This is a genomic window from Companilactobacillus keshanensis, from assembly GCF_003946205.1.
Classification (GTDB): domain Bacteria; phylum Bacillota; class Bacilli; order Lactobacillales; family Lactobacillaceae; genus Companilactobacillus; species Companilactobacillus keshanensis.
This window is the reverse complement of record NZ_RHOS01000001.1, coordinates 47,261-68,185: the sequence shown is the minus strand read 5'-3', so window position 1 is coordinate 68,185 and position 20,925 is coordinate 47,261. Positions and strand designations below refer to the sequence as shown.

Genomic DNA, 20,925 nt, shown 5'->3' with positions numbered 1-20,925 from the left:
CAGATCGTTTTGTTATTCACGATTATTTCCAAATATAAGAATTAATCTTAATAATTGTAAAGCGGTCGAAATTGCTGCTGCAACATAAGTTAAAGCTGCTGCAAATAGAACTTGTTTTACCATTGGCACTTCTTCATTTGTTAATAAGTCTCCAGAGCCTAAGATATCAACGGCTCGCCTCGATGCATTAAATTCGACTGGCAACGTGACTACTTGGAATAATACAACTAATGCAAATAGCCAAATACCTATTGTTATCAGAAAATGATTCATTCCTAAGACCATTCCCAAAATGATCAGAGGGATCGAAGCATTAGAACCTAGATTGACAGCTGGAACGATGGCAGAACGCACACGCATTGGCATGTAATTTTTTTGATCTTGAATTGCATGTCCGCATTCATGTGCAGCAACCCCAATTGCCGCAACAGAAGTAGAATCATAGGTCGATTCTGATAAATTTAATGTTTTATCACCTGGATTATAATTATCAGTTAATTTTCCCTGAATTTGCTTAATTTGAATATTGCTCAATCCTGCTTTATCCAAAATAAATCTAGCAGCCTCTGCGGCTGTGACACCACGTTGACTAGGGTACTGGTCGTATTTGTTAAAGTTGTGTTTAACATACCACGATGCCCACAAACTGATTACTAGACCGATAATGATAAGAATAAAGGTAGGATCGAACAATCCGTATCCATATCCACTCATAAAATAATTAGCTCCTCTTTAATTCCGGTTTATTCATATTATACCCATTTAATGTGAACTTTTTGAGAATAATTTCATCCAGTTGGTCAAAATGAAGGGAATTGAGTTCCAATTGTTCGTCAACGAAAATAAATAATCGATTTGCAATTTCCATTTTTTGATCTTCTGAAATTTCTCCCATGATCATCTGTAATTTTGCTGATTTCTTGATGAAGTTTACTGAAGTAAAACTGATCAGTGCTACTATTTCGCCAGTTTCTTTATTTTTTAAAAACCAGATAACACTTTTATTACGCATGATTTCTTTGGCTGAATTACTGATATATTCAGTTGTTCTAGGAATATCCTCATTGATAAATTCACTCACTTCTTTTAGTTTGAAGTGAGTGGGAAATTCCCAAATAAAATTTTTAGTAATAAATGGTCGATATGATTTTAGTTTTATCAAAATAATGAACTCTTTTCCTTACAGTTTCGTATATATGAATCCATTTACCATTTTTAGAATACCAGAATCATCGTGCAATAACGAATGTTCAGCATTTGAACCGTTGACGGGATAGTCAATGTATTCTTTAACACGTGGTTCTAAAATATACCCGATTGATTTGACTGAGGTGACGGAAATGTATTTATCACTATTAGAAAAGTCCTCAACATTGCCATAGATATTTAAAACTTTCAGGTCTTTAGAAATACCATTACGCCCCAAGAATATTCTAAAATAAGTTGGACTCATAAATGCTGGGCGACCGTTATCCTTGATACGATTGACATTTGGCAAGTCCCCCAAGCCGATAACACCATTGAAGGGACCTGCAATTAAAACTAATTTTTTAAGTTTAGGAATGTAGGGATGAGATTTTTCTTTTAAATTAACGAGGACCAACGCTACGGCACCTAGAGAATGACCGATGGCGTCATAAGTGGAAAAATTATGCTTTGTACGCAAGTCAAATAACAGCTTCGACATCCAATAGGAAATTTGATTGCTGCCGACCCATTTATTTTGGAAGATGACCTGAATAATTGGATGAAGATCGTCGGTCCAACGTCCTTCATAGGTGATCTTCCCGCGCCAATTGATATTAGCCTTTAGATATTGCTTTTTATTGTTAAATTTAAGTGCGGAATCGATCATTTTTTCCGTAGTATAATCCCCGCCGCGAAAGCCGTGAATGTAAAATACCGGCCATTGCTCATTTTCCATATATTCACCCCAACAACTTAGTATTATATAATGAATCAGAATAAATATTAACCAAATGGAGAAAGATACGTGCAAAAATATTATGCAGTAAGGCGTGGCAAGAAAACTGGTATCTATCGAACTTGGGCTGAATGTAAGGCACAAGTAGACGGATTTACCGGTGCTAGATATAAAAGTTTCCCCACTGAAGCAGAAGCTAAAGAGTTTATTAACGGTAAAGATGACTTTAAAAAAGCAGTATCTAAAAAAACAGTTAAGATGGAAGATTTTGAAGTCGTCGTATATACTGATGGTGGTTCGCGCAATCATGGTAACGTCAAAGGAGGACATGTCAGAACTGATGATAAAGCGGCTTGGGCTTATCATATCAGTGTTGACAATGAAACTTTTGAAGGTACTGACGGAGAATTTGGAGCTACTAATAATCGAATGGAAATTATGGCCTTGATTGAAAGTATCAAGCGTTTGAATAAATTATCTATGAATGATCGTAAAATAGTTTTTGTTTTAGATTCGCAATATGTACTCAATACTATCAATAAGGGATGGCTTAATGGCTGGAAACGTCGTGGTTTTAAGAAAGCTGATGGAACAGCACCGATAAATGTTGAATTGTGGCGTGAGCTGGATAGGTTATTACCTACTGTGACCGATAAGACCTTTGAGTGGACTAAAGGCCATGCCAATAATGTTGGTAATAATCGTGTTGATGAGCTGTTGAATCAAACTATGGATCAGATGTAACTTGTTTTTGCTTGTGCTATAACATATAAAATTAAAAGAGCTATATTCCATTTTGATTTTGGAATATAGCTCTTTTAATTTTATTTTTACTATATATAGATATAAATTTAGCCATAGGGTGGCATAACTAGTTAAAAAATCTTAGTTAAACAAGCCTTGGAAGAACGAAACTATACTGTCCCAAATTTTTTGGAAGAGGTTACGATTTTCCTGTGTATTTAAATTATTGAAAATATTTTTGGCCTTGCTTGTAATATCACTACTTAACTTGTTGGCCTGCTCTTTGAAGCTTGAGTTATTCAGAGCACCAGAATTCTTGATCTTGACCATTAAGTTAATGATTTCTTGTTTTTGATTATCTGTGATGATATTTTGAAGGTTATTTTGTTGAAGATTATTATTAACGATCGTTGTAATTTGGTTAACGGTAACATTTGAACCTTTTTGGGCCATATCAGACTTCATACCGGCAATGGCATTATTCAATTGTTTGTCAGTATATCCGTTGGTACCCTTATTAGCATCAGTTATATCACTTAAAACACCCATTTCGTTTTGAGCAGCGTTAACTTGGTTTTGATTCAATGAATTACCTGAACTGGCATAGGCAGCATAGATACCGGCTAAAGCACCAGAACCATCGATTTTTGTAGCGGAAGTGACGTAGATATTTGCATCACTTATACCTGCGGTAATGGCCGCGTTTCTATATTGGTCGGCGGTAATTGTTGTTATGTTGTTGCTTCCGTTGTAGTCGACTATTTTAACATTGATACCTGATCCGGATGAAGTCTTTTCGATCAAGGCTGATGACCAAACGCCTGAACTACTTGTAAAAGAACTTCCACTAGGATTCAAATATTTAACTAAAGTGTCACCAGTAACAGTAATTGTCTTATAATTACTGTTGTTGATTTGAGAAGACAAAGCATCTATTGTACCTTGCTTTTGGCTGTCAGTCAGCGACGTTCCTAATGTCATAACAGGCTGGTCGTCTAAACTATCAGCTTTTACACTTTGGGCATTAAAGATTCCCAGTGTGATTAAAGATACTAAACTAAGTAAAACAATATTTAACTTTTTCAAGGCTAAATCCTCCTTACCCCACATTAAACCAAAAATATGTGAAAAATACGAGAACTTAGTAATAATTTTTACCGTAGTGAAGTTTGAAAATAGTCACTAAAACCGTTTTGTGGTATCCTATAGGTTCTAGGAAATCGCTTAAATAGAATTCAAAATAAAGAAAGAATAGGTGAACGAACAATGAAAATTGTTGTCCTTTCAGGTGGTAAAAGTACCGAGAGAAACGTTTCTCTTTCATCAGGTGCTAAGATTACAAATGCTTTGAGGAGTAAGGGTTATAAAGTAGCTTACGTTGATTCATTTTTAGGTGAAGATATTGATGAAGGCAAGATCGACGATCTATTCATTACTGAACCAGAAGACGAATCAAAAATGATCATTGATGATGAAGTTTTAACTAATGAAAAAATCGAAGCTTTACGTACAGATGGAACCAAAGGATTACTTGGGAAAAATGTTTTGAAAATTTGCCAACACGCCGATATCGTCTACATGGGACTTCACGGTGAAGATGGCGAAAATGGTAAGATGCAAGCTATGTTCGATGTTTTTGATATTCGCTATACAGGAAGCGGCAGTTTAGCTTCTGGTATCGCTATGGATAAGAAATTCTCTAAAGAAGTTTTTGTCCAAAATCACATTCAAACAGCTGACTACACAACAACAAAAACAGCTGACATTACAGAAGACCAAATTCCCTTTGGATTCCCAATGGTAGTTAAACCTTCTAATGGTGGTTCAAGTGTTGGTACACATATTATTCGTGACGCTTCAGAATTGAAACCATCTATTGAAGATGCTTTGCAATTTGATAAAGAGGCCTTGATAGAAGAATATATTAAGGGTAGAGAGTTTTCAGTTGCCATCGTTGACGGACTTGTTTTACCAGCTGTTGAAATCACTATTGATACGGGTTGGTATGACTTTGACCATAAATTCCAGGATAATAGTGTAACTCACTTTATTACTCCTCCTGAATTGGATGATGAAACTCATAAACGTATGCAAGAAATGACTAAAGAGACTTTTGATGCTTTGGATATGAGTAATTATGGTCGTGTGGACTTCTTATTACGTGACAGTGAATTGTATGTCATGGAGGCTAACACATTGCCAGGTATGACACCTCGCTCATTAATGCCAAGAGAAGCAGAAGCTGTTGGCATTTCATATCCAGATCTCTGCGAAAAGATCATCAAAAGTAAAATTCGTCTTTATGAAGACGCCAAATAATAATTAAACATGAGTCGTATCGATGAAATCTCGGTACGATTTTTTATTTTTTCATTTTACATTATTAAGAGATAGCGTGAAAATGAAATTGCACGTAAGAATTCTTAAATCAATCTGGTATAGACCATTAATAATTGCTATAATGAACTTATAACTTGGAGGAGACTGAATAATGACATATTACATTCATGCGAAAAAATTCTTTTTGAAGAATACGACTGAAAATGGTGGCTACCTAGAAATTACTGATGACGGTAAATTCGGTGGTTTCTACACAGAGGACAATAAGCCAGAAGGTAAGATCGTCGACTATTCTGATAAGATGGTTGCCCCAGGACTTGTTGATACACATATCCATGGACTTGTTGGAAACGATGTTATGGACAATGACTGGACAAAAATCAATGAAATGTCAGAAGGCCTATTAAAAGCTGGTGTTACATCATGGTTGCCAACGACATTGACAGCTTCTCATGAACAATTGATGGAAACTTGTCGCATGATCGGTGAAAACTATCAAAAAGCAACTGGTGCTAAAGTTCGTGGTATTCATTTTGAAGGACCTTTCTACACAGAAGAACATAAAGGCGCACAAAATCCTAAGTACTTTAGAGATCCCGATGTTGAAGAATTCAAAGAATGGCAAGAAGCTGCTCACGGCATGATCAAGAAAATCTCAATTGCTCCTGAAAGAAAGGGTTCAGTAGAATTCACAGCTGCAGTTGCTTCAGATGATGTTGCTGTTACTCTAGGTCACTCATCAGCAACTTTTGAACAAGCTAAGGCTTGTGTTGAAGCTGGTGCTTCAGGATTTACACATGCATATAACGGTATGAGTGGTTTGAATCACCGTAAACCAGGGATGGTTGGAGCCGCTATGTCAATGAACTTTGTTGATGATGAGCTTATCTGTGATGGACATCACGTCCAACCATATGCTGCCAGAATTCTTATCGATAAGAAAACTCCAGAACATATTGCACTTATTACTGACTGTATGAGTGCCGGACTAATGCCAGATGGCGAATATGTATTAGGTGAATTGCCTGTTACAGTTGCTGATGGACAAGTTAGATTACAAGAAGCTCCACATAACTTAGCCGGAAGTATCTTACTTCTTAAAGATGCTATCAAGAACGTTGTTGACTGGAACATTGCCACAGAAGAAGAAGCTGTGACAATGGGTAGTTACGTTCCTGCAAAGAGTTCTAAGATTGCTGATAAGTGTGGTTCAATTACACCTGGACATGATGCTGACTTTATCATCTTAGATGATGACATGAGCTTAGCAGAAACATATTTGAATGGAGAATCAAGATATCAAGCATAATTAATCGCTTAGTTCTATTACCTGAAATCTTCGATTCATATTAATAGTAAATTAAAATATAGATTTCACTGTATATAACGATAAATGTTTATATGGTGAAATTTTTTTATTAGATAAATAAACTTTCACTAAATAATTTATATCCAGAATAAACGATCCACAATAATAGATAAAATAGCCTATAATAACTGCATGGAGGATTATTATGACAAAAAAAATATTTGCTCATAGAGGGATTCCGACATTAGCGCCTGAGAATACTATGGCTTCATTCAATGAAGTCATAAGTTACGGGATCGATTGGTTGGAAACGGATCTAAGCATAACTAAGGATGAAAAAGTTTTTATTATTCACGATGATAAGTTGAATCGAACGACTAATCGGACTGGATCAATCGAAACTTTGGATAGTAGCGATGTTAAATCAGCCGATGCTGGTTATTGGTTTGCTGAGAAATATCGTGGCGAAAAAATTCCAACTTTGAATCAATTGATCGATTTTTTAAATATTCATAAACTGAATGCTAATATTGAACTAAAAGGTGTTGTTGGGGATGATGCCAATCATTTAGCAGACAGTTTGGTTAAACAATTTTCTGAAGCATTAGATAGATTAGATGAAAATGTTGATCTGATAATTTCTAGTTTTAATCCAATTATGCTGGAAAAAATGTATCAACTGAAGCCAAATCTTAAATATGCAGTTTTATTTGATGAAGCGGGTCTAAAAGAAGATTGGAATTTGACGATGCAGGCTTGCCATGCTAGGATAATCCATCCTGATTCTAATGGATTAACTAAAGAAAAAATTAAAAAAATACAAGATTACGGCTATCAAATCAATGTTTGGACCGTTGACAGCATTAGTCGTGCTAGAGAATTATTTTCATATGGTGTTGATGGTATTTTTACTAATATTGCTGATAGAATGGAATTTTTAGTTGAAAGCTAGGCGATTCGATGAAAAGTATTCGAGTATCAGTTAAACAAGAAATAATTGATGAGTTTCGTGACGTTGTTTATGAACAAAATTTTGGCAATACTAACGATTCTCATATTATAAATGAGTTAAAAATGAGTTTGTTAGTACCAAGGGATAATCGTCCACATCCAGCAGTATTATATTTTCCCGGTGGCGGATTTACTAAGGCAGACTATCATAAATTTATTGATTTTCGTTACGCTTTGGCTCGAGCAGGATTCGTAGTAGCCGCGGCTCAATATCGAGTGATTCCAAGTGTCTTTCCTGATCCAATAATTGATGGAAAAGCAGCGGTCCGTTATTTACGAGTTCATAGTGACGAATTCAATATTGATCCTGAAAAAATAGGTGTTTTAGGAGATTCTGCCGGTGGATATTTAGCTCAAATGATAGGTGTAACGGACGACAAAAAATTTGGACAGGGTGATAACCTGGATATTTCCGAATCAGTTCAGGCTGTAGTTTCATTGTATGGATTGAGCGATTTATTGACTGTAGGGTCTGATTTTAGTGATGCCATTCAAGATAGTCATAAATCAACAGCTTCACCGGAAGCAGTATTGCTTAATGGATTGAATATTAGTATTACTCCACATCAACCGGTGCAAAAAAATATTGAAAAAGCAAAAATTGCTAGTCCACTTTATCATGTTAAAAAGGGACTGCCTCCGATTCTATTGATGGCTGGAGACCAAGATACTTTAGTTTCACCTTCACAAAGTAAGAAGATGTATGAGGCTTTAAAAGATTATGATATCGAGACGGAACTTATCATGATCAGAAATGCGGGCCATGGAACGATCGAATGGCATCAAGATGAGGTTATTCAACAAGTTGTAAAATGGTTTGTTACATATTTAAAATAAACGAAAAGACTCCTGAGATCACTCTCAGAAGTCTTTTTTTGGAAGCATTTCTTATTTTAAAGTTGGTGTATTAATTTTCCAAAGAGGTTATAAATGTCCTCTTGGAAACGTATTAGTAGTTGTAATTATCAGGAGGGTTTATTCAGATGGTTGAGCCGGCTTATGAGACCAGCTGCTCAGAATAAAATATTTAATCTCTAGTATCGACTTTTCATCCCCGTATATTGATTTAAAAATAAGGGGCTAGGCCCCTTATATCTATCCCATTCATGAAACGAAACTAGGCAGCTGCCGCAACGGCAGTCTTATTAAACTGGTGGGGGTATTGGCAACTGGGTCCTCATACTTTAGGTTTAGTAAAGTAATGAGGTTATCGAAAACTAAATATGTTTAAACATATCCGGTTTTCTTACTTTGAATTATAGACTATTCTGTCAAATATTCAAAAAAAACGCCTGAAAAATTTTTTTGTGAATTTAATGCCCCCCTACGAGTACGTTGATATAAAAAAAGATCCCTAGATACAAAATTTGTATTTAGGGATCCATATTCTTCTATATAAGTATATTACGGAGATGGTCCAGCAAAAAGTTGAATCATTAAAAATCGGAGACGGAATAAAACCTCTATCTAATACGAGGTCTTAATGTATAAGCCAAGAACAATGAAATAATTGAAGTTATCAATAAGATATAGAAGCTATATCCAAAGGCCGTACCGCCAATAGCAGTTTGACCAGTAATAGCGGCTGAGTTTACTGCACCAGATGAGAATATTCCATATACCAATGCGTAAATGATAGTTGGTAATACGGTAAATATCCTAACTATTCTGATACTGCCATGTGATCTAAAACATGCAGCAATCAGGGCTATAACTGGTGAAATGAAACAGATCAAACGTATAGCAGAAGATGCATTCATGATCAGAGTTGTTTGTGCACCCAGGTTAGCAGTGTAGTTAGCTGCAGATGCAATTGTACTGGATAGGGAAACACCATTGATGAATGGGCCACTAACAGATGAAATAAATCCAACAATTGAAGAAATAATGATCAGGATCTGACGTGAATTCTTACCACGACTGGCATCATGAACTTTATGCTCTTTTTTTTGTTTAGCAGGTCTTTCAGTATGCTGATATTCTCTAGGTTGGTCATAACTGCTACCAGAGGTACGTACATTATCAGCGGGTTCATCGTCATCTTCATTTGAATGTGAAAATCTCTTATTGAGACCTACTTCTTTACCATGTTTGAATTGTGACATAAGGAACCACAAAAGAATAAAGACGGCTAAGGCAATCCATCCATAATTACGTTTAAAGACTAAAAGGATCGCGGTGATAATAACGGCAAAAATACTTAAATAACTGTTATTACGCGCAAAGTTAAGCATATTAGAAAATAAACCATCACTTTGTTTTTCGATCTTTTCTTTTTGCTTTTCTTTTTGTTGTTTTTTTAGTTCACTTTTTGTTGGCTTAAAGGGGTCTTCAGCAGGTTTATAAGGTTTATTGGTATAAGGATCATGATAAACCTTTTCAGCTTGTCGAAAATCATTCTTATTGTAAGCCATTGTTCGATCATCTAGCGTATCGGCTGAATCGGACTTTGTACGTTCATAAGTTTTTACAGGATCATAGTGATGTGCAGGTTCAGTATGCTTAGGCTCAGCGGGCTTAACAGGTGCCTCTCTTACACTATCATAAGCCTTTTGTTGAGCTGGTGCCTGTGTATAGTGTGTTTCTTTAGGTGCTGGCGTAGATTCTGGACCTTTTTCAGTTGCTTTAAGTTCGGCTTCAATATCTGAAAGAGAGCGAATAGTATCGTCTTCTTCAGATTGATGAAGTTCATCCGTATTTAGGTCAGCACTGGTACTTCTTTTCTTTAAGGCCGCGCCGCAGTTGTCACAAAACTTCTGTGAAGGGTCAACTTTGTGGCCACAATTAGGACAAAACATAATTATTCCTCCATTACTTTGACAAAGATAAGTATACAAAACAAACGGACGTTCATAAAGATGTCTATAGTAAAGTTCACAAAAACATCATACTTGTTGATTAATTCTCGATCTTATCGAAACTCTATTATACAAAAAAAACCCAGCCTACGCTGAGTTTTTAAGGATTATTAAATTATTCATCTGTTAATGAATCACGTGGATCAAGTTTTGCAGCACGCCTTGATGGAGCTAGAGCGGCTAATAAACTAATAATGATACTGATGGCGATGCCGAATATAGCATTACCAGGTGATATCGAGACGATTGTTGCCTTAAAGGCATTCTGGGTCGCATTATTTATCAATAACTGAACCCCATATGCAATTAGAACGGCAAATACCCCAGATACTAATCCAATTAAGAATGATTCGGAAACAAACATATTTCTGATATCTTTCTTTCTAGCCCCGATGGCACGCAATATACCAATTTCTTGGGTACGCTCAGAAACACTGATGTATAAGACTACGATGATCATAATAGCTGAAACGATCAAGGAAATACCGGCGACACCAGCTAGAACGTAGAATGCAAGGTTTAGATAAGTATTAAGTTGGTCGATGATCGCACCAACTCCAGTGATCATATATTTATTTTGCTTCTTACTCTTAACTGTCATCTTGTAAGATTTGATCTTGTCTTGAACAGCTTTAACATTTTGAGTTTCATTGACGGTCAAAGTAGCAAAGTTAGGTTTGATGGTTACATTAGATTTCTTAGATGCTGATTTTAAAGTGTCATAAGTGATGGCAGAAGATCCAGATTTGATAATACCAGAAACTTTCAAGTCAATAGCAACCTGAGTAGGCTTTTTATCGTCATCTAAAGTTGAAATGTACATCTTTACAGTTTTACCAACTAAATTCTTATAGTGCTTTTTGTTTAATTTTTGAGCGTCTGATTTAAGCAGAATGATCTCACCATTACTTGGCTTTGATCCTTTGGTAATGTCACCAGTTTTTTCAGTGGCATTCCAGGTCTGGAAATATTGAACATTGGTATTTTTCTTGTTGTAATTCAATTTTGGAGATTGTAGGAAATAAGCTTTTTCGACTTTTTCAACGTTTTTGATGTCTTTAAAGCTAGTTATGTCAGATTTAGTAATATTGATGGAATCAGTATCTGTATTAGCTCCATTTTGTGGCAGATTCTTAGTAACTTGAATGGCATTAGGATTGATCTGCTTAGTCATTTCACCATTGATATAGCCAGTGACGCCAGAACCTAGTCCTAACATCAAGATAACCGAGAATATACCAATAGCGGCACCAATTATGATCAGGATATTTCGACCCTTTGTGTAGAGCATATGTTCCCAAGCTAGTCTAAACGTATCCATGAAGCTTAGATGAGTGATTTTTTTATTAGCGTCACTGATATTTTCCATCTTATAGCTTTCTCGGATTGTTTTATCAGAATCAATCACACCATCTGCCAAGTGAACGATTCTTGTACCATAATCAGCTACTGTTTGTGAATGGGTAACAGCGATGACTAATTTACCTTCTTTGGCAATGTCATCTAAAATCTTCAATACTTCTTTTGTATTTTGTGAGTCTAAGGCCCCAGTAGGCTCATCGGCAATAATGATCTCTGGATCATTTGCTAAAGCACGAGCAATAGCAACACGTTGTTTTTGCCCACCGGATAGCTGGTTGGGATGCTTAGTAACGTGTTCTTCTAGTCCAACTTTCTTTAATAAATCAGTGGCACGCTGTATACGTTCCGATTTACTTAATGATGACATTTCAAGAGGAACTAGGACATTTTCCAAAATGGTCAGGTGACTGATCAGATGGAAACTTTGGAAAACAAAGCCAACAGTGTGACTACGATAATTATCTAGGGCTTTATCTGATCCTTTCTTGAGTGACTTGCCGTCAACAAAAATATCGCCTTCAAATTGAGAATCCAATCCACCGATAGTGTTTAGTAAAGTAGTTTTACCACCACCAGATTCACCTAGAATTGAAACAAATTCTCCACGATCAAGTTCAAGATTGATTCCTTTTAGGACAGGAAACTTCTTTTTGCCTAGCATAAAAGATTTTTTGACATCTTTTAGTTCTAACAAGCTCATTGAATAACCCCGATTCATAACTATGTATTTGGTAAATTGATTATAATAGTTATCCTAGTCTAAGTAAATTCTTTTTAACTTTTTGAGTTTTTTGGAATTAATCCCAAAGGCCGAATGCAAATATTCCTCAAAACTTCCATAATAATGATTTATTGCAGCGAAGACAGACGTAACGCTGGCTAAATCAGCTTTAGTCATATTCATTTTATTGATATCTTCATTTCCATTTTTATCATTTAAAGTACGCGCAATTGTAGCGGTGTCAGAATACATAAGATTAGTCAGAAGGTAATCCTTTGTTATTGTCTCATCGTCAACTCCGAGAGCCTTGAGAATCAAAATGGCACCCATGCCAGTTCGATCCTTACCAGCAGCACAGTGGAACAACAGAGATTCATTGGGTTGATCATTCTCTAATAGTAGATCAAAAAATAATTTGTAAGCTCTTTGCCCATATTTATCTAAGAGAACTGATTGATAGATCATTCCTAGATATGATTGCTGGCTGTCAAAAGCATTCATTAATTTTTCACCATTACCTTTTAATGGGTATATTGGATCTGAATAAATTTTATAAAAATTAGTATTTTGATCAGTCCAGGAGTTCTGTTCTCGCTCTGAACGAAAATCGACGACATATTTTAATCCGTATTTTTTAAGGTAATTTAAAGCTTGAGGCGTTAAATTGCTTATATCTCCTGAACGAAGGAGTTTATTATATTTAATTTGTTGGCCACTGGTGGTTTTATATCCCCCCAGTTCACGTAAGTTTATTGCACCTTCAAGATTTAAGATACGTTTCATAATTTTCCTCCCCGATAATTCGTTGCGTGTATTAGGTTTTTTGAAGTAAAATGTTATTAAGGTGATTTTATTAATGACAGAAAATAAACTTTCAATTATTGTATCAGCCTACAATGTTGCTGGCTACATTAACAAAACGATTGAATCGTTAGTCGCTCAAACTAATAAAAATTTTGAAGTGATCATTGTCGATGATTGTTCAACTGATAATACTTTAGAGGTTATCAAAAAATATGAAGCAAAGTATAACTGGATCAAAGTTGTTTGCCATGCTCAAAATGCCGGAGTTTCAGCGGCTAGAAATTCTGGATTGCAGGTAGTTAAGACTGATCTGGTTACTTTTGTTGATGGTGATGATTTTGTTGAACCAGAATACGTTGATTTTTTTCTAAGTCTATTTAATGAATATGATTTAGATATGGCAACATGTGGTTTTTTCAATGACAATGGGAAAAAAAATAAAAATACTGACCGTCAAAATAGTTTTGTTGATCGTGACGAAGCAATCAAGCAGATCATTAAAATCAATGGAACAGTCATGGGTTATACTTGGAATAAAGTTTATCGCACATCGATCATCCAAAAAAATAATCTGTCTTTTCAAACAGATTTGGATTTGATGGAAGACGAAGTTTTTAATGTTGAGTATGCAACGTTAGCACAAAAATTTTACCTCGATAATAAACCCTTGTACCATTATGTTTCTAGAAAAGACAGTGCAAGTCGTAAAGTGACGATTGAAAACGTTCGAGATGTTGGACTTGCCAATCTGCGAGTTTACAGAACTATTCACGGATTCAATGATCGTGAAGAAATGAAATAGGGTTTTTATTTAGGCCACTCGTTACTTTAAGGTAATGCTTGGCCTAATTTTTTTTGATTATAGAATAAATTATTTATAGTTGAATTAAAGGCAAAGTATCTTTATCATGACTATAAATTAAGTTAAAATAAAACTGAGTATAAATATTTTTGTAAATAATAAAATGTCAAAATAGTTATTTGAGAAATCTTAAATTTAAAGGGGGGAATTTAACTGTATGAAATTACGTAAAATAATAGTAATTGGTGCAATCATGCTTGGACTAGGCGGGTCAATAGGATTTATAAAACCTGCAACTGTGAATGCTGATTCTAGTACTATTACCATTGACGGAAAATTCTCTGATTGGAAAAACATCAATTTGATCGAGGGCTATAACGGTTATACCGGAATGGTCAGTGATGGTCAATATGTCAATGTCTACGTGAAGATGAAAAACGGACAGGTACCCGGTCACGGTGATTATATTTTTAATGTTGATGGAAAAGATTATCATGTTTGGACTAACGATATTTCGGGTGACGTTGCTGAGGGTGATGCCAAACAAATCACGTTAACTGGTGGTTCAGATTATGATGGTACTCAATATGGAACAGTAGGTAATGGTTATGTTTCTACTGTCGATGGTAAAAGTGTGGCGGAGTTCAAAATTGATTTAAGTAAGTTTGATTTACCTGATTCAGATGTTGGCAAGCAGATCTCAATGAAAAATTCTAATATTGGCAGCGACGAAGTAACCACAATAGTCAATTCTGTTGGTGGCAAAGATGCAGTTGGTACTGTTGATGGTAAGGCCGATAAGAATGAAAAAGGTGATACGCCAACGAATGCCAATGCCAATAATACGAATGATAATTTGAATATTAATATTGATGGTAAGTATCAAGATTGGAAGAATATTCAATTAACTGAAGGCTATAACGGCTATACAGCTATGGTCAGTGACGGCCATTACGTATATGTTTATGTCAAAATGAAGTATGGTAATGTACCTGGTTATGGTGATTATAATTTTGATATTAGCGGTAAGAAAGTTTACGTTTGGACAAAAGAAATTCCGTCTACTTTAGCAGCTAATGAAACCAAGGCTGTCAGTTTTACTGCTGGTGACTATAACGAAGATAATAAGTACGGAACTGTCGGAAATGGTTATGTTACTAATGATGGAAAAAATAATATTGGTGAATTTCGAATAGATCTTAGTAAGCTAGATGTTTCAACTATGGGTGGCCAGACAATTACTATGTATAATCCCAACATTGGTAATGAGAAGGTCACAACTTCTGGTGGTTCAACAGGTCCACTCTTGATTTCTGGAGTCGGGGTTTTAATCGCCGGGTTTGGATATGTCAAACTAAAGAAAGCTGGATATTTAAAACGTGGAGCACGTAATTCTGGTAAATAGTTTGATCAATAAATTAAATAATAGGACTGATGTTAAATGAACATATACATCCTACTGGGAATTGTAGTATGGCTGTACATGTTATCAGTACTAAAAAGAGCCCAGTTATCTGCTTTCTTCTTCATTGTTGGTAGTGCTGGACTTTTCTTTATTTTGATGGCAATTAGTCGTCCATACTGGGTCTGGTTTTTTACCCATGCGGTCATTCACGGAGTTGACCTTTTAAATAAAATAACCGGTTGGGCCACAGTCATGTTGAAGACGGGATTAGTGTATATTACTAACGGCCATAATCCGGTCATTATGTCGATTGATTATGAATGTTCAGGAATTATTGAAACATGTGCATTTGTCTCGTTAGTCGTCTTTTTTCCGATGTATGAACGTAAGGAAAAAGTATTCTATGCTATTTTTGGGATGTTCTTCATATATTTGATCAACGTTTTGAGATTGATCATTGTTATAACAATTGTTCATTTTATGGGTGGGCAGTCGTTCTTTTTAGCGCACTCTGTTATTGGACGATTAGTCTTCTATGTATTAGTCATTGCACTATATTATAACGTCTTCACTTACTCTCAATTAGCACGTGGAATTTATCGAAAGTTCATAGATCGGAGGAGCAGTAAGGAGTAATGTACTGGATAAATTTAGCACTTACTAAAATGGGCTTCTGGATCACTTGGGCGCTTATTCCAATAATAGTAGAAATCATTCCTGCAATTATTTCTACTATTAAGCTGATGTACATACACACACATCAAAAAAAATTAGTAGCGCCTGGAAAATGGCCTTATGTATCGATTATTGTGCCAGTATATAATTCTGAAGATACTTTATTTGAATGTATTCGATCAATCAATAATCAGACCTATCCTAAAGATGCCATGCAGATAGTTTTGGCAAATAACCAAAGTACAGATGATAGTTTTGGAGCCTATGCTAAAGCACAAAATACCTTTCCAGAGCTAATTCTGCGTTACGTTAATACGGACAACGTTAAGGCCAAAGCTTTGAATACAGCCATTTATGAAAGCATTGGAACGTATATTATCAATATTGATAGTGATGGTATATTGGAGCCACATGCTGTAGAAAATATGGTCTTGCGTTTTGAAAATGATCCTAGTATTTCGGCCATGACAGGATCGATAATTCCTAAAGAAGAATTGGTTCAAGGTGTGAAGGGCTTTTGGCATCGCATCTTGGCAAAAAATGAATATTATGAATACGCCCAAGCTTTTATGTCTGGACGTACGATCGAGTCATCACGGGATCAATTATTTACAATGTCAGGAGCATTTTCGGCCTTTAGGCGTGAAGTCTTAATGGAAACGTTCTTGTACGATATCGACACTATCGGTGAAGATACTGATATGACATTCCAGATTAGGACTCGATTAGGTAAAAAGGTTATTGTTTGTTCAGATGCTATATTTTATGTTGAACCGATTTCAGGATTTAAGGAATTGTATACACAGCGTCAACGATGGCAACGTGGAGAATTGGAAGTTACACACAATTACATGTCACAATCGGCTGGATTAAATAAATTTTTTAATAATTTTTTGGTACGAAGAATGATGATCGATCATACTTTTAGTTTTCCAAGAATGATTTGGACTTTTGCCAGTTTTGTCTTGATAGCATTTGGGTTTTCACCATTGATCCTGTTACTATCGTACATTTTGATTTATGCTCTATATGTTTTTGTAGCAGTGATCAATTATATCAGTGTAGGGATCTTACTTAAAAAGTATCCAAAAGAACAACGTTACTATTTGCACCTTTGGTGGGTAACATTGACGTTACCACTGTATATGTTTATCTGTTCTTGGATCCGCTTGATTGGAATTATTAATAGTATGACGACCAAAGCTTCATGGAAAATGCGTGGTATTAATACTGAAATGGATCAACTTAGAAGTGTTCTAAAAGATGATATTAAAACTGTTAAAGAGCAATGTCGCAAAGATAGAAAGGGAGAATAATTCATGGTAAAGCAACGGTCATATAAGATTAAATCGTATGTTAATGCAAGTCATGCGGTTCGCTGGGAATCGGGAACTGGTAAGAAGCATAATCATACTTGGGAAATCACATGTGAATTGCATGTTGCTGAGGCGATGGTTTCTTTCTTTGATATTGAGAAATCTCTACATCGAGCTATTGACGCACTTTCAGGTAAGTATTTGAATGATTTACCTGAGTTTAAGGTTGTCAATCCAACAGTCGAAAATGTAACGGAATATCTATTTAACGAGATCGATGCAATTTTACGTACAAATGGTGCGATGTTACTTAGAATTGAAGTCAGTGACTCTCCAACACGAGCATATTGTATCGATGTGACGGATAGAAAATTACCAAAAGATCCAGAAACTAAATCGGAACAAAAATAATAGGGAAAACCAGATGCGTAGATTTTATAATTTTAGTAATTCAGTGATAAATATATTTTGGAGAGTCTTATTTTTTCTGACTCTCTTTTTTGCATTGACGTCAGTGAACATAATTATTGGAGATAATGATACATTCGGAACTAGTACAACTATGGTGACAACAGGTTTAGTTATTTTTATTATTGCGATAATTGTTATGAATTACGCATATCCGAAAATCCGTGCTTGGTTTTATAATGTTTTTATTATTCATCAAGTCTTAACTGGTAGTTTGATAATATTAGCAGTAGTAGCTGCTCAAATTTTTTTTGTGATGTATTGTCATCCAGTCAGTGGATTTGATTCAGGTATGTTACTACATGCGGCAACTAGTACTAAACATGCCCAAGAGGTTGATGTTACTAGTTACTTTAGTCTTAATCAGAATAACTTGCCTATAATGTTATTTATGCACTGGTTAGTAACTTTGAGTGGTAAGACGTCGTGGTTATTCTTTGATTACGTAACATTGTTTTCAGTTGATCTGTCGATGGTCATTAATTTATTGAGTATTATGTTGATCAAAAAAAGACTCTTAGGCACGGCACTTTATATGCATTCTGCTTGGTTAATGGTATTCCCAACGATCATCATGCCCTATACCGATGCTTGGTCGTTGCCATTAGTGTCAATGTATCTATTCTGTTATTTTGTCATGTATAAGACAGCCAAAATGGATACTGTCATCGAACAGATATCGTTTATGTTAGCGGGAGTAGTATTTGGATTTAGTGTTGTTTTAGTTTATTTTGTAAAACCATCTGCGATCATCCCCGTGATTGCAATTGTTATCATTGGGATCTTAAATTGGCTGATTAAAAAGAAACATTTAACTATACGTGGATTAGTTGTGACATTTGCAGCACTGACACTAATTGGTGCGGGAGCGGGAGCTACCTACAAAATCGCTAATGATAAAATTCAAAACCAAACATATATTGAAATTGATAAGACACGTTCGATCCCTGCAATTCATTTTATGGCGATGGGAGTTTACGGACAAGGTGGTTATGATTGGCATCAAGCGGTTGCGATGACGTTTATTCCAACTGAAAAGCAAAAGTCTGACTACTCTGTTATGATGCTTAAAAAGAGGTTAAAAAAGCTAGGAGCCTTTGGTTATTTCAAATTTTTAATCATGAAACAGCGTAACAATACGGCCGATGGAACATTCGGTTGGCTAAAGGAAGGCCATTTCTTTTTAGATAATCAAAAACCAAGTAATAAAGGTATTACAAATAAGTTGAAGAATTATATATATCTTTACGGAAGACACATTGCTGATTTCAGATTTGCAGCTCAATTGTGGTGGATAACTTTGTTAGTTATTATTGCTCTAGGATTCGGACCGCGAAATAACTTGATCCAGATATTGCGATTATCACTAGTCGGCGGTTTTATCTTCTTATTACTATTTGAAGGTGGACGTAGTCGTTATCTGATTCAATATTTACCATGTGTTTTGTTGTTAGGGGTACTTTCATTTGAGCGGGCGGTATCTAATATTAAACGCTTATTTGGTTGGTATGAATTCAAAGTAAATGAAGCTGAAAAATCTGATGAATTATCTAGAAATAGTTAAGGGATTTGTATTCTCTCAGATTAAGACTTTTGTTGATTTTTAGTAAGTGTGTATGAAATAGAACCTTCTCTGATTAGCTTTAAAATAGAGTTAGAGATGAAAATATACAAAAAGGCTATGAGAAATATCATACTTAATTGATGAATTTCTTATAGCCTTTTTTCTTATTCGTAAGTTAAAACTTTGTCTTCGAATTCTGGAGCATTTTCAATTGTGTCATGTACGGGACAATGTTTTGTTACGAAGTCGATATATTCTTTAACCTCTTCTTCAGTATTATCAGCATCTACATAAAACTTTGAAGTTAGTTTTGAAAATCCAACTTTGGCATTAGAATTTTTACCTGTATAGCCATCTGAATCGAGTACCCCTTGAACTTCAACTTTTATTCTTCTTAAAACGATACCTTGGGATTTAGCGAATGATTTAGCGACCATAGTTTCACAGGCGCCAAGAGCGGACAACAAAGTTTCAACAGGATTGATACCTTTATTAGTACCTCCAGATGATAGTGGTTCATCTAAAGTAGCATTGAAATCTCTTACTTGACTCTCAACCTCATAACCTTCTATTGAAGTTACGGTAGCTTTATATGTTTTGTTTGCCATAATTAATTCCCCCTTACTATTATAAAATAATACATATCTTAAAATTAGACAATTTGATCAAATGGAGTAAAGTTAGACTTATTATGGTAAATGTTTCTTTAGAGTAGAATTTTCATTACTTTTGAATGGATAAACGTATTGAATTTCTTAATCAAAGATAATTTTAAAAAATATTGTATTTATAAGAGGCTATCATGGAACAGATTTCCAAAACTATCGGACAAAGAATCAGACGCTTTAGAAAAAGGAAAAATATAACCTTGGTCGAGTTTGCTGAGAAAGTATATAAAAGCAAGGCAACGGTATCAAAGTATGAAAGTGGAGAAATAAATATTGATATCCCTATGTTGTACGAAATTGCGGGTGTATTAAATGTCGAAGTAGGTCAGTTATTACCTGAGTGTGCATCGGTTGTGACAAGTCCTGAAGAGAAAAATATGTGGTTAAAAAAGCAAGGCAAAAATTCACGATTATATTCTTATTTTTACGATGGAAGATCTAAATGTATCGTCAAGTGTATTTTAGAATTTCAGGCAATTGAGGATGAATCTACTAATCAAAGTATTACTATTTATATGAACATCAAAAACTATGATGAATATCAAAATTGTGAAAATATTTATCGTGGCAAAGCTGAATATTTTGATAGTTTAACTAATATTTATGCCGATAATATTGATACTGATTTAGAAAAAATACATATTAGTATTCTATCTTCATTTTTAAATACCCCCTATAAGTTCGGTTTAATGTTTGGAATATCGTTTAGACCTATTATGCCGGCAGCATTAAAAATGCTATTTTCAAGTGAACCCATTATTGATGAAAGGGAATTGGTATCTTTGCTGAAGATATCTAAAGAAGATATTAGAATCGAAAAAATGTATAACATGTTTAGTGTTATGTAAAAAAGCATTCTAATAAAAAAATGAGATCAGTAATCCAAAGTGGATTTCTGATCTCATTTCTATTAATGATTAAAAGTTGAACATATATTGTTCCACTTTTTTTGAA

General features: G+C 35.0%; 20 protein-coding genes. 12 read left to right on the top strand and 8 right to left on the bottom strand.

From position 1 onward, the window contains the following. Positions 1 to 12: 12 nt before the first annotated feature. From EKM64_RS00365 to EKM64_RS00355, 3 genes are read right to left on the bottom strand one after another with little or no spacing between them, the layout of a single operon-like run. Positions 13 to 714, bottom strand: coding sequence for a zinc metallopeptidase (locus EKM64_RS00365; protein WP_125674431.1), 702 nt, complete (start codon positions 712 to 714; stop codon positions 13 to 15). Positions 715 to 721: 7 nt separating this feature from the next. Then, positions 722 to 1,162: a hypothetical protein gene (locus EKM64_RS00360; RefSeq protein ID WP_125674429.1), complete on the bottom strand. Its 441-nt coding sequence runs from the start codon at positions 1,160 to 1,162 to the stop codon at positions 722 to 724. A gap of 18 nt (positions 1,163 to 1,180) precedes the next feature. Beyond that, on the bottom strand, positions 1,181 to 1,924 hold the full coding sequence (locus tag EKM64_RS00355; protein ID WP_125674427.1) for an alpha/beta hydrolase: 744 nt from the start codon (positions 1,922 to 1,924) through the stop codon (positions 1,181 to 1,183). Between the two features lie 69 nt (positions 1,925 to 1,993). Here EKM64_RS00355 and EKM64_RS00350 point away from each other — a divergent pair, with 69 nt between their 5' ends. After that, positions 1,994 to 2,668 (top strand): ribonuclease H family protein, encoded by a 675-nt coding sequence (locus tag EKM64_RS00350; RefSeq protein ID WP_125674424.1) that lies wholly within the window; start codon positions 1,994 to 1,996, stop codon positions 2,666 to 2,668. A 141-nt stretch (positions 2,669 to 2,809) separates the two neighbouring features. Here EKM64_RS00350 and EKM64_RS00345 read toward each other — a convergent pair whose 3' ends face one another. Then, positions 2,810 to 3,778, bottom strand: coding sequence for a DUF1002 domain-containing protein (locus tag EKM64_RS00345; RefSeq protein WP_125674422.1), 969 nt, complete (start codon positions 3,776 to 3,778; stop codon positions 2,810 to 2,812). Positions 3,779 to 3,934: 156 nt separating this feature from the next. Between EKM64_RS00345 and EKM64_RS00340 the strand changes: the two genes are divergently transcribed. The 4 genes from EKM64_RS00340 (at position 3,935) to EKM64_RS00325 (ending at position 8,165) form a co-directional block, all read left to right on the top strand. Continuing rightward, on the top strand, positions 3,935 to 4,987 hold the full coding sequence (locus tag EKM64_RS00340; RefSeq protein ID WP_125674420.1) for a D-alanine--D-alanine ligase family protein: 1,053 nt from the start codon (positions 3,935 to 3,937) through the stop codon (positions 4,985 to 4,987). A 172-nt stretch (positions 4,988 to 5,159) separates the two neighbouring features. Beyond that, entirely contained in the window at positions 5,160 to 6,317 is a 1,158-nt protein-coding gene (gene nagA, locus EKM64_RS00335) for an N-acetylglucosamine-6-phosphate deacetylase (RefSeq protein WP_125674418.1), read from the top strand. Between the two features lie 205 nt (positions 6,318 to 6,522). Continuing rightward, positions 6,523 to 7,269, top strand: a complete 747-nt coding sequence (locus EKM64_RS00330) for a glycerophosphodiester phosphodiesterase family protein (RefSeq protein WP_125674416.1) — start codon at positions 6,523 to 6,525, stop codon at positions 7,267 to 7,269. Positions 7,270 to 7,277: 8 nt separating this feature from the next. Continuing rightward, positions 7,278 to 8,165 (top strand): alpha/beta hydrolase, encoded by an 888-nt coding sequence (locus EKM64_RS00325; protein WP_125674414.1) that lies wholly within the window; start codon positions 7,278 to 7,280, stop codon positions 8,163 to 8,165. A gap of 626 nt (positions 8,166 to 8,791) precedes the next feature. Here the strand turns inward: EKM64_RS00325 and EKM64_RS00320 are convergent. The 3 genes from EKM64_RS00320 to EKM64_RS00310 all read right to left on the bottom strand — a co-directional run bounded on the left by EKM64_RS00320 (position 8,792) and on the right by EKM64_RS00310 (position 13,052). Beyond that, a complete protein-coding gene (locus EKM64_RS00320) occupies positions 8,792 to 10,126 on the bottom strand; it encodes a zinc-ribbon domain-containing protein (RefSeq protein WP_125674412.1) in 1,335 nt (444 codons plus the stop codon). Positions 10,127 to 10,301: 175 nt separating this feature from the next. Continuing rightward, positions 10,302 to 12,248: an ABC transporter ATP-binding protein/permease gene (locus EKM64_RS00315; protein ID WP_125674409.1), complete on the bottom strand. Its 1,947-nt coding sequence runs from the start codon at positions 12,246 to 12,248 to the stop codon at positions 10,302 to 10,304. Between the two features lie 54 nt (positions 12,249 to 12,302). Further along, on the bottom strand, positions 12,303 to 13,052 hold the full coding sequence (locus EKM64_RS00310) for a tyrosine-protein phosphatase (RefSeq protein ID WP_125674407.1): 750 nt from the start codon (positions 13,050 to 13,052) through the stop codon (positions 12,303 to 12,305). 73 nt (positions 13,053 to 13,125) lie between these two features. On the opposite strand from EKM64_RS00310, the gene EKM64_RS00305 reads away from it, so the two are divergent. The 6 genes from EKM64_RS00305 to EKM64_RS00280 all read left to right on the top strand — a co-directional run bounded on the left by EKM64_RS00305 (position 13,126) and on the right by EKM64_RS00280 (position 19,303). Then, entirely contained in the window at positions 13,126 to 13,875 is a 750-nt protein-coding gene (locus EKM64_RS00305) for a glycosyltransferase family 2 protein (protein WP_125674405.1), read from the top strand. Positions 13,876 to 14,092: 217 nt separating this feature from the next. Continuing rightward, the gene (locus tag EKM64_RS00300; protein ID WP_125674404.1) at positions 14,093 to 15,280 is read left to right on the top strand and encodes a Firmicu-CTERM sorting domain-containing protein; all 1,188 of its coding nucleotides are present in this window, start codon (positions 14,093 to 14,095) and stop codon (positions 15,278 to 15,280) included. Between the two features lie 36 nt (positions 15,281 to 15,316). Next, positions 15,317 to 15,916 carry an exosortase family protein XrtG gene (xrtG, locus tag EKM64_RS00295; protein ID WP_125674403.1) on the top strand — a complete coding sequence of 200 codons (600 nt, stop codon included), beginning with the start codon at positions 15,317 to 15,319 and terminating at the stop codon, positions 15,914 to 15,916. Then, on the top strand, positions 15,916 to 17,271 hold the full coding sequence (locus EKM64_RS00290) for a TIGR03111 family XrtG-associated glycosyltransferase (protein WP_125674402.1): 1,356 nt from the start codon (positions 15,916 to 15,918) through the stop codon (positions 17,269 to 17,271). Before xrtG ends, EKM64_RS00290 begins: the two co-directional genes overlap by 1 nt. Positions 17,272 to 17,274: 3 nt before the next feature. Beyond that, positions 17,275 to 17,682 carry a 6-carboxytetrahydropterin synthase gene (locus EKM64_RS00285; RefSeq protein WP_125674401.1) on the top strand — a complete coding sequence of 136 codons (408 nt, stop codon included), beginning with the start codon at positions 17,275 to 17,277 and terminating at the stop codon, positions 17,680 to 17,682. A gap of 13 nt (positions 17,683 to 17,695) precedes the next feature. Beyond that, positions 17,696 to 19,303, top strand: coding sequence for a TIGR03766 family XrtG-associated glycosyltransferase (locus EKM64_RS00280; RefSeq protein ID WP_125674400.1), 1,608 nt, complete (start codon positions 17,696 to 17,698; stop codon positions 19,301 to 19,303). Between the two features lie 164 nt (positions 19,304 to 19,467). Here EKM64_RS00280 and EKM64_RS00275 read toward each other — a convergent pair whose 3' ends face one another. Further along, positions 19,468 to 19,911, bottom strand: a complete 444-nt coding sequence (locus tag EKM64_RS00275) for an OsmC family protein (RefSeq protein WP_125674399.1) — start codon at positions 19,909 to 19,911, stop codon at positions 19,468 to 19,470. Between the two features lie 194 nt (positions 19,912 to 20,105). Here EKM64_RS00275 and EKM64_RS00270 point away from each other — a divergent pair, with 194 nt between their 5' ends. Next, positions 20,106 to 20,819: a helix-turn-helix domain-containing protein gene (locus tag EKM64_RS00270; RefSeq protein WP_125674398.1), complete on the top strand. Its 714-nt coding sequence runs from the start codon at positions 20,106 to 20,108 to the stop codon at positions 20,817 to 20,819. Positions 20,820 to 20,925 lie beyond the last annotated feature (106 nt).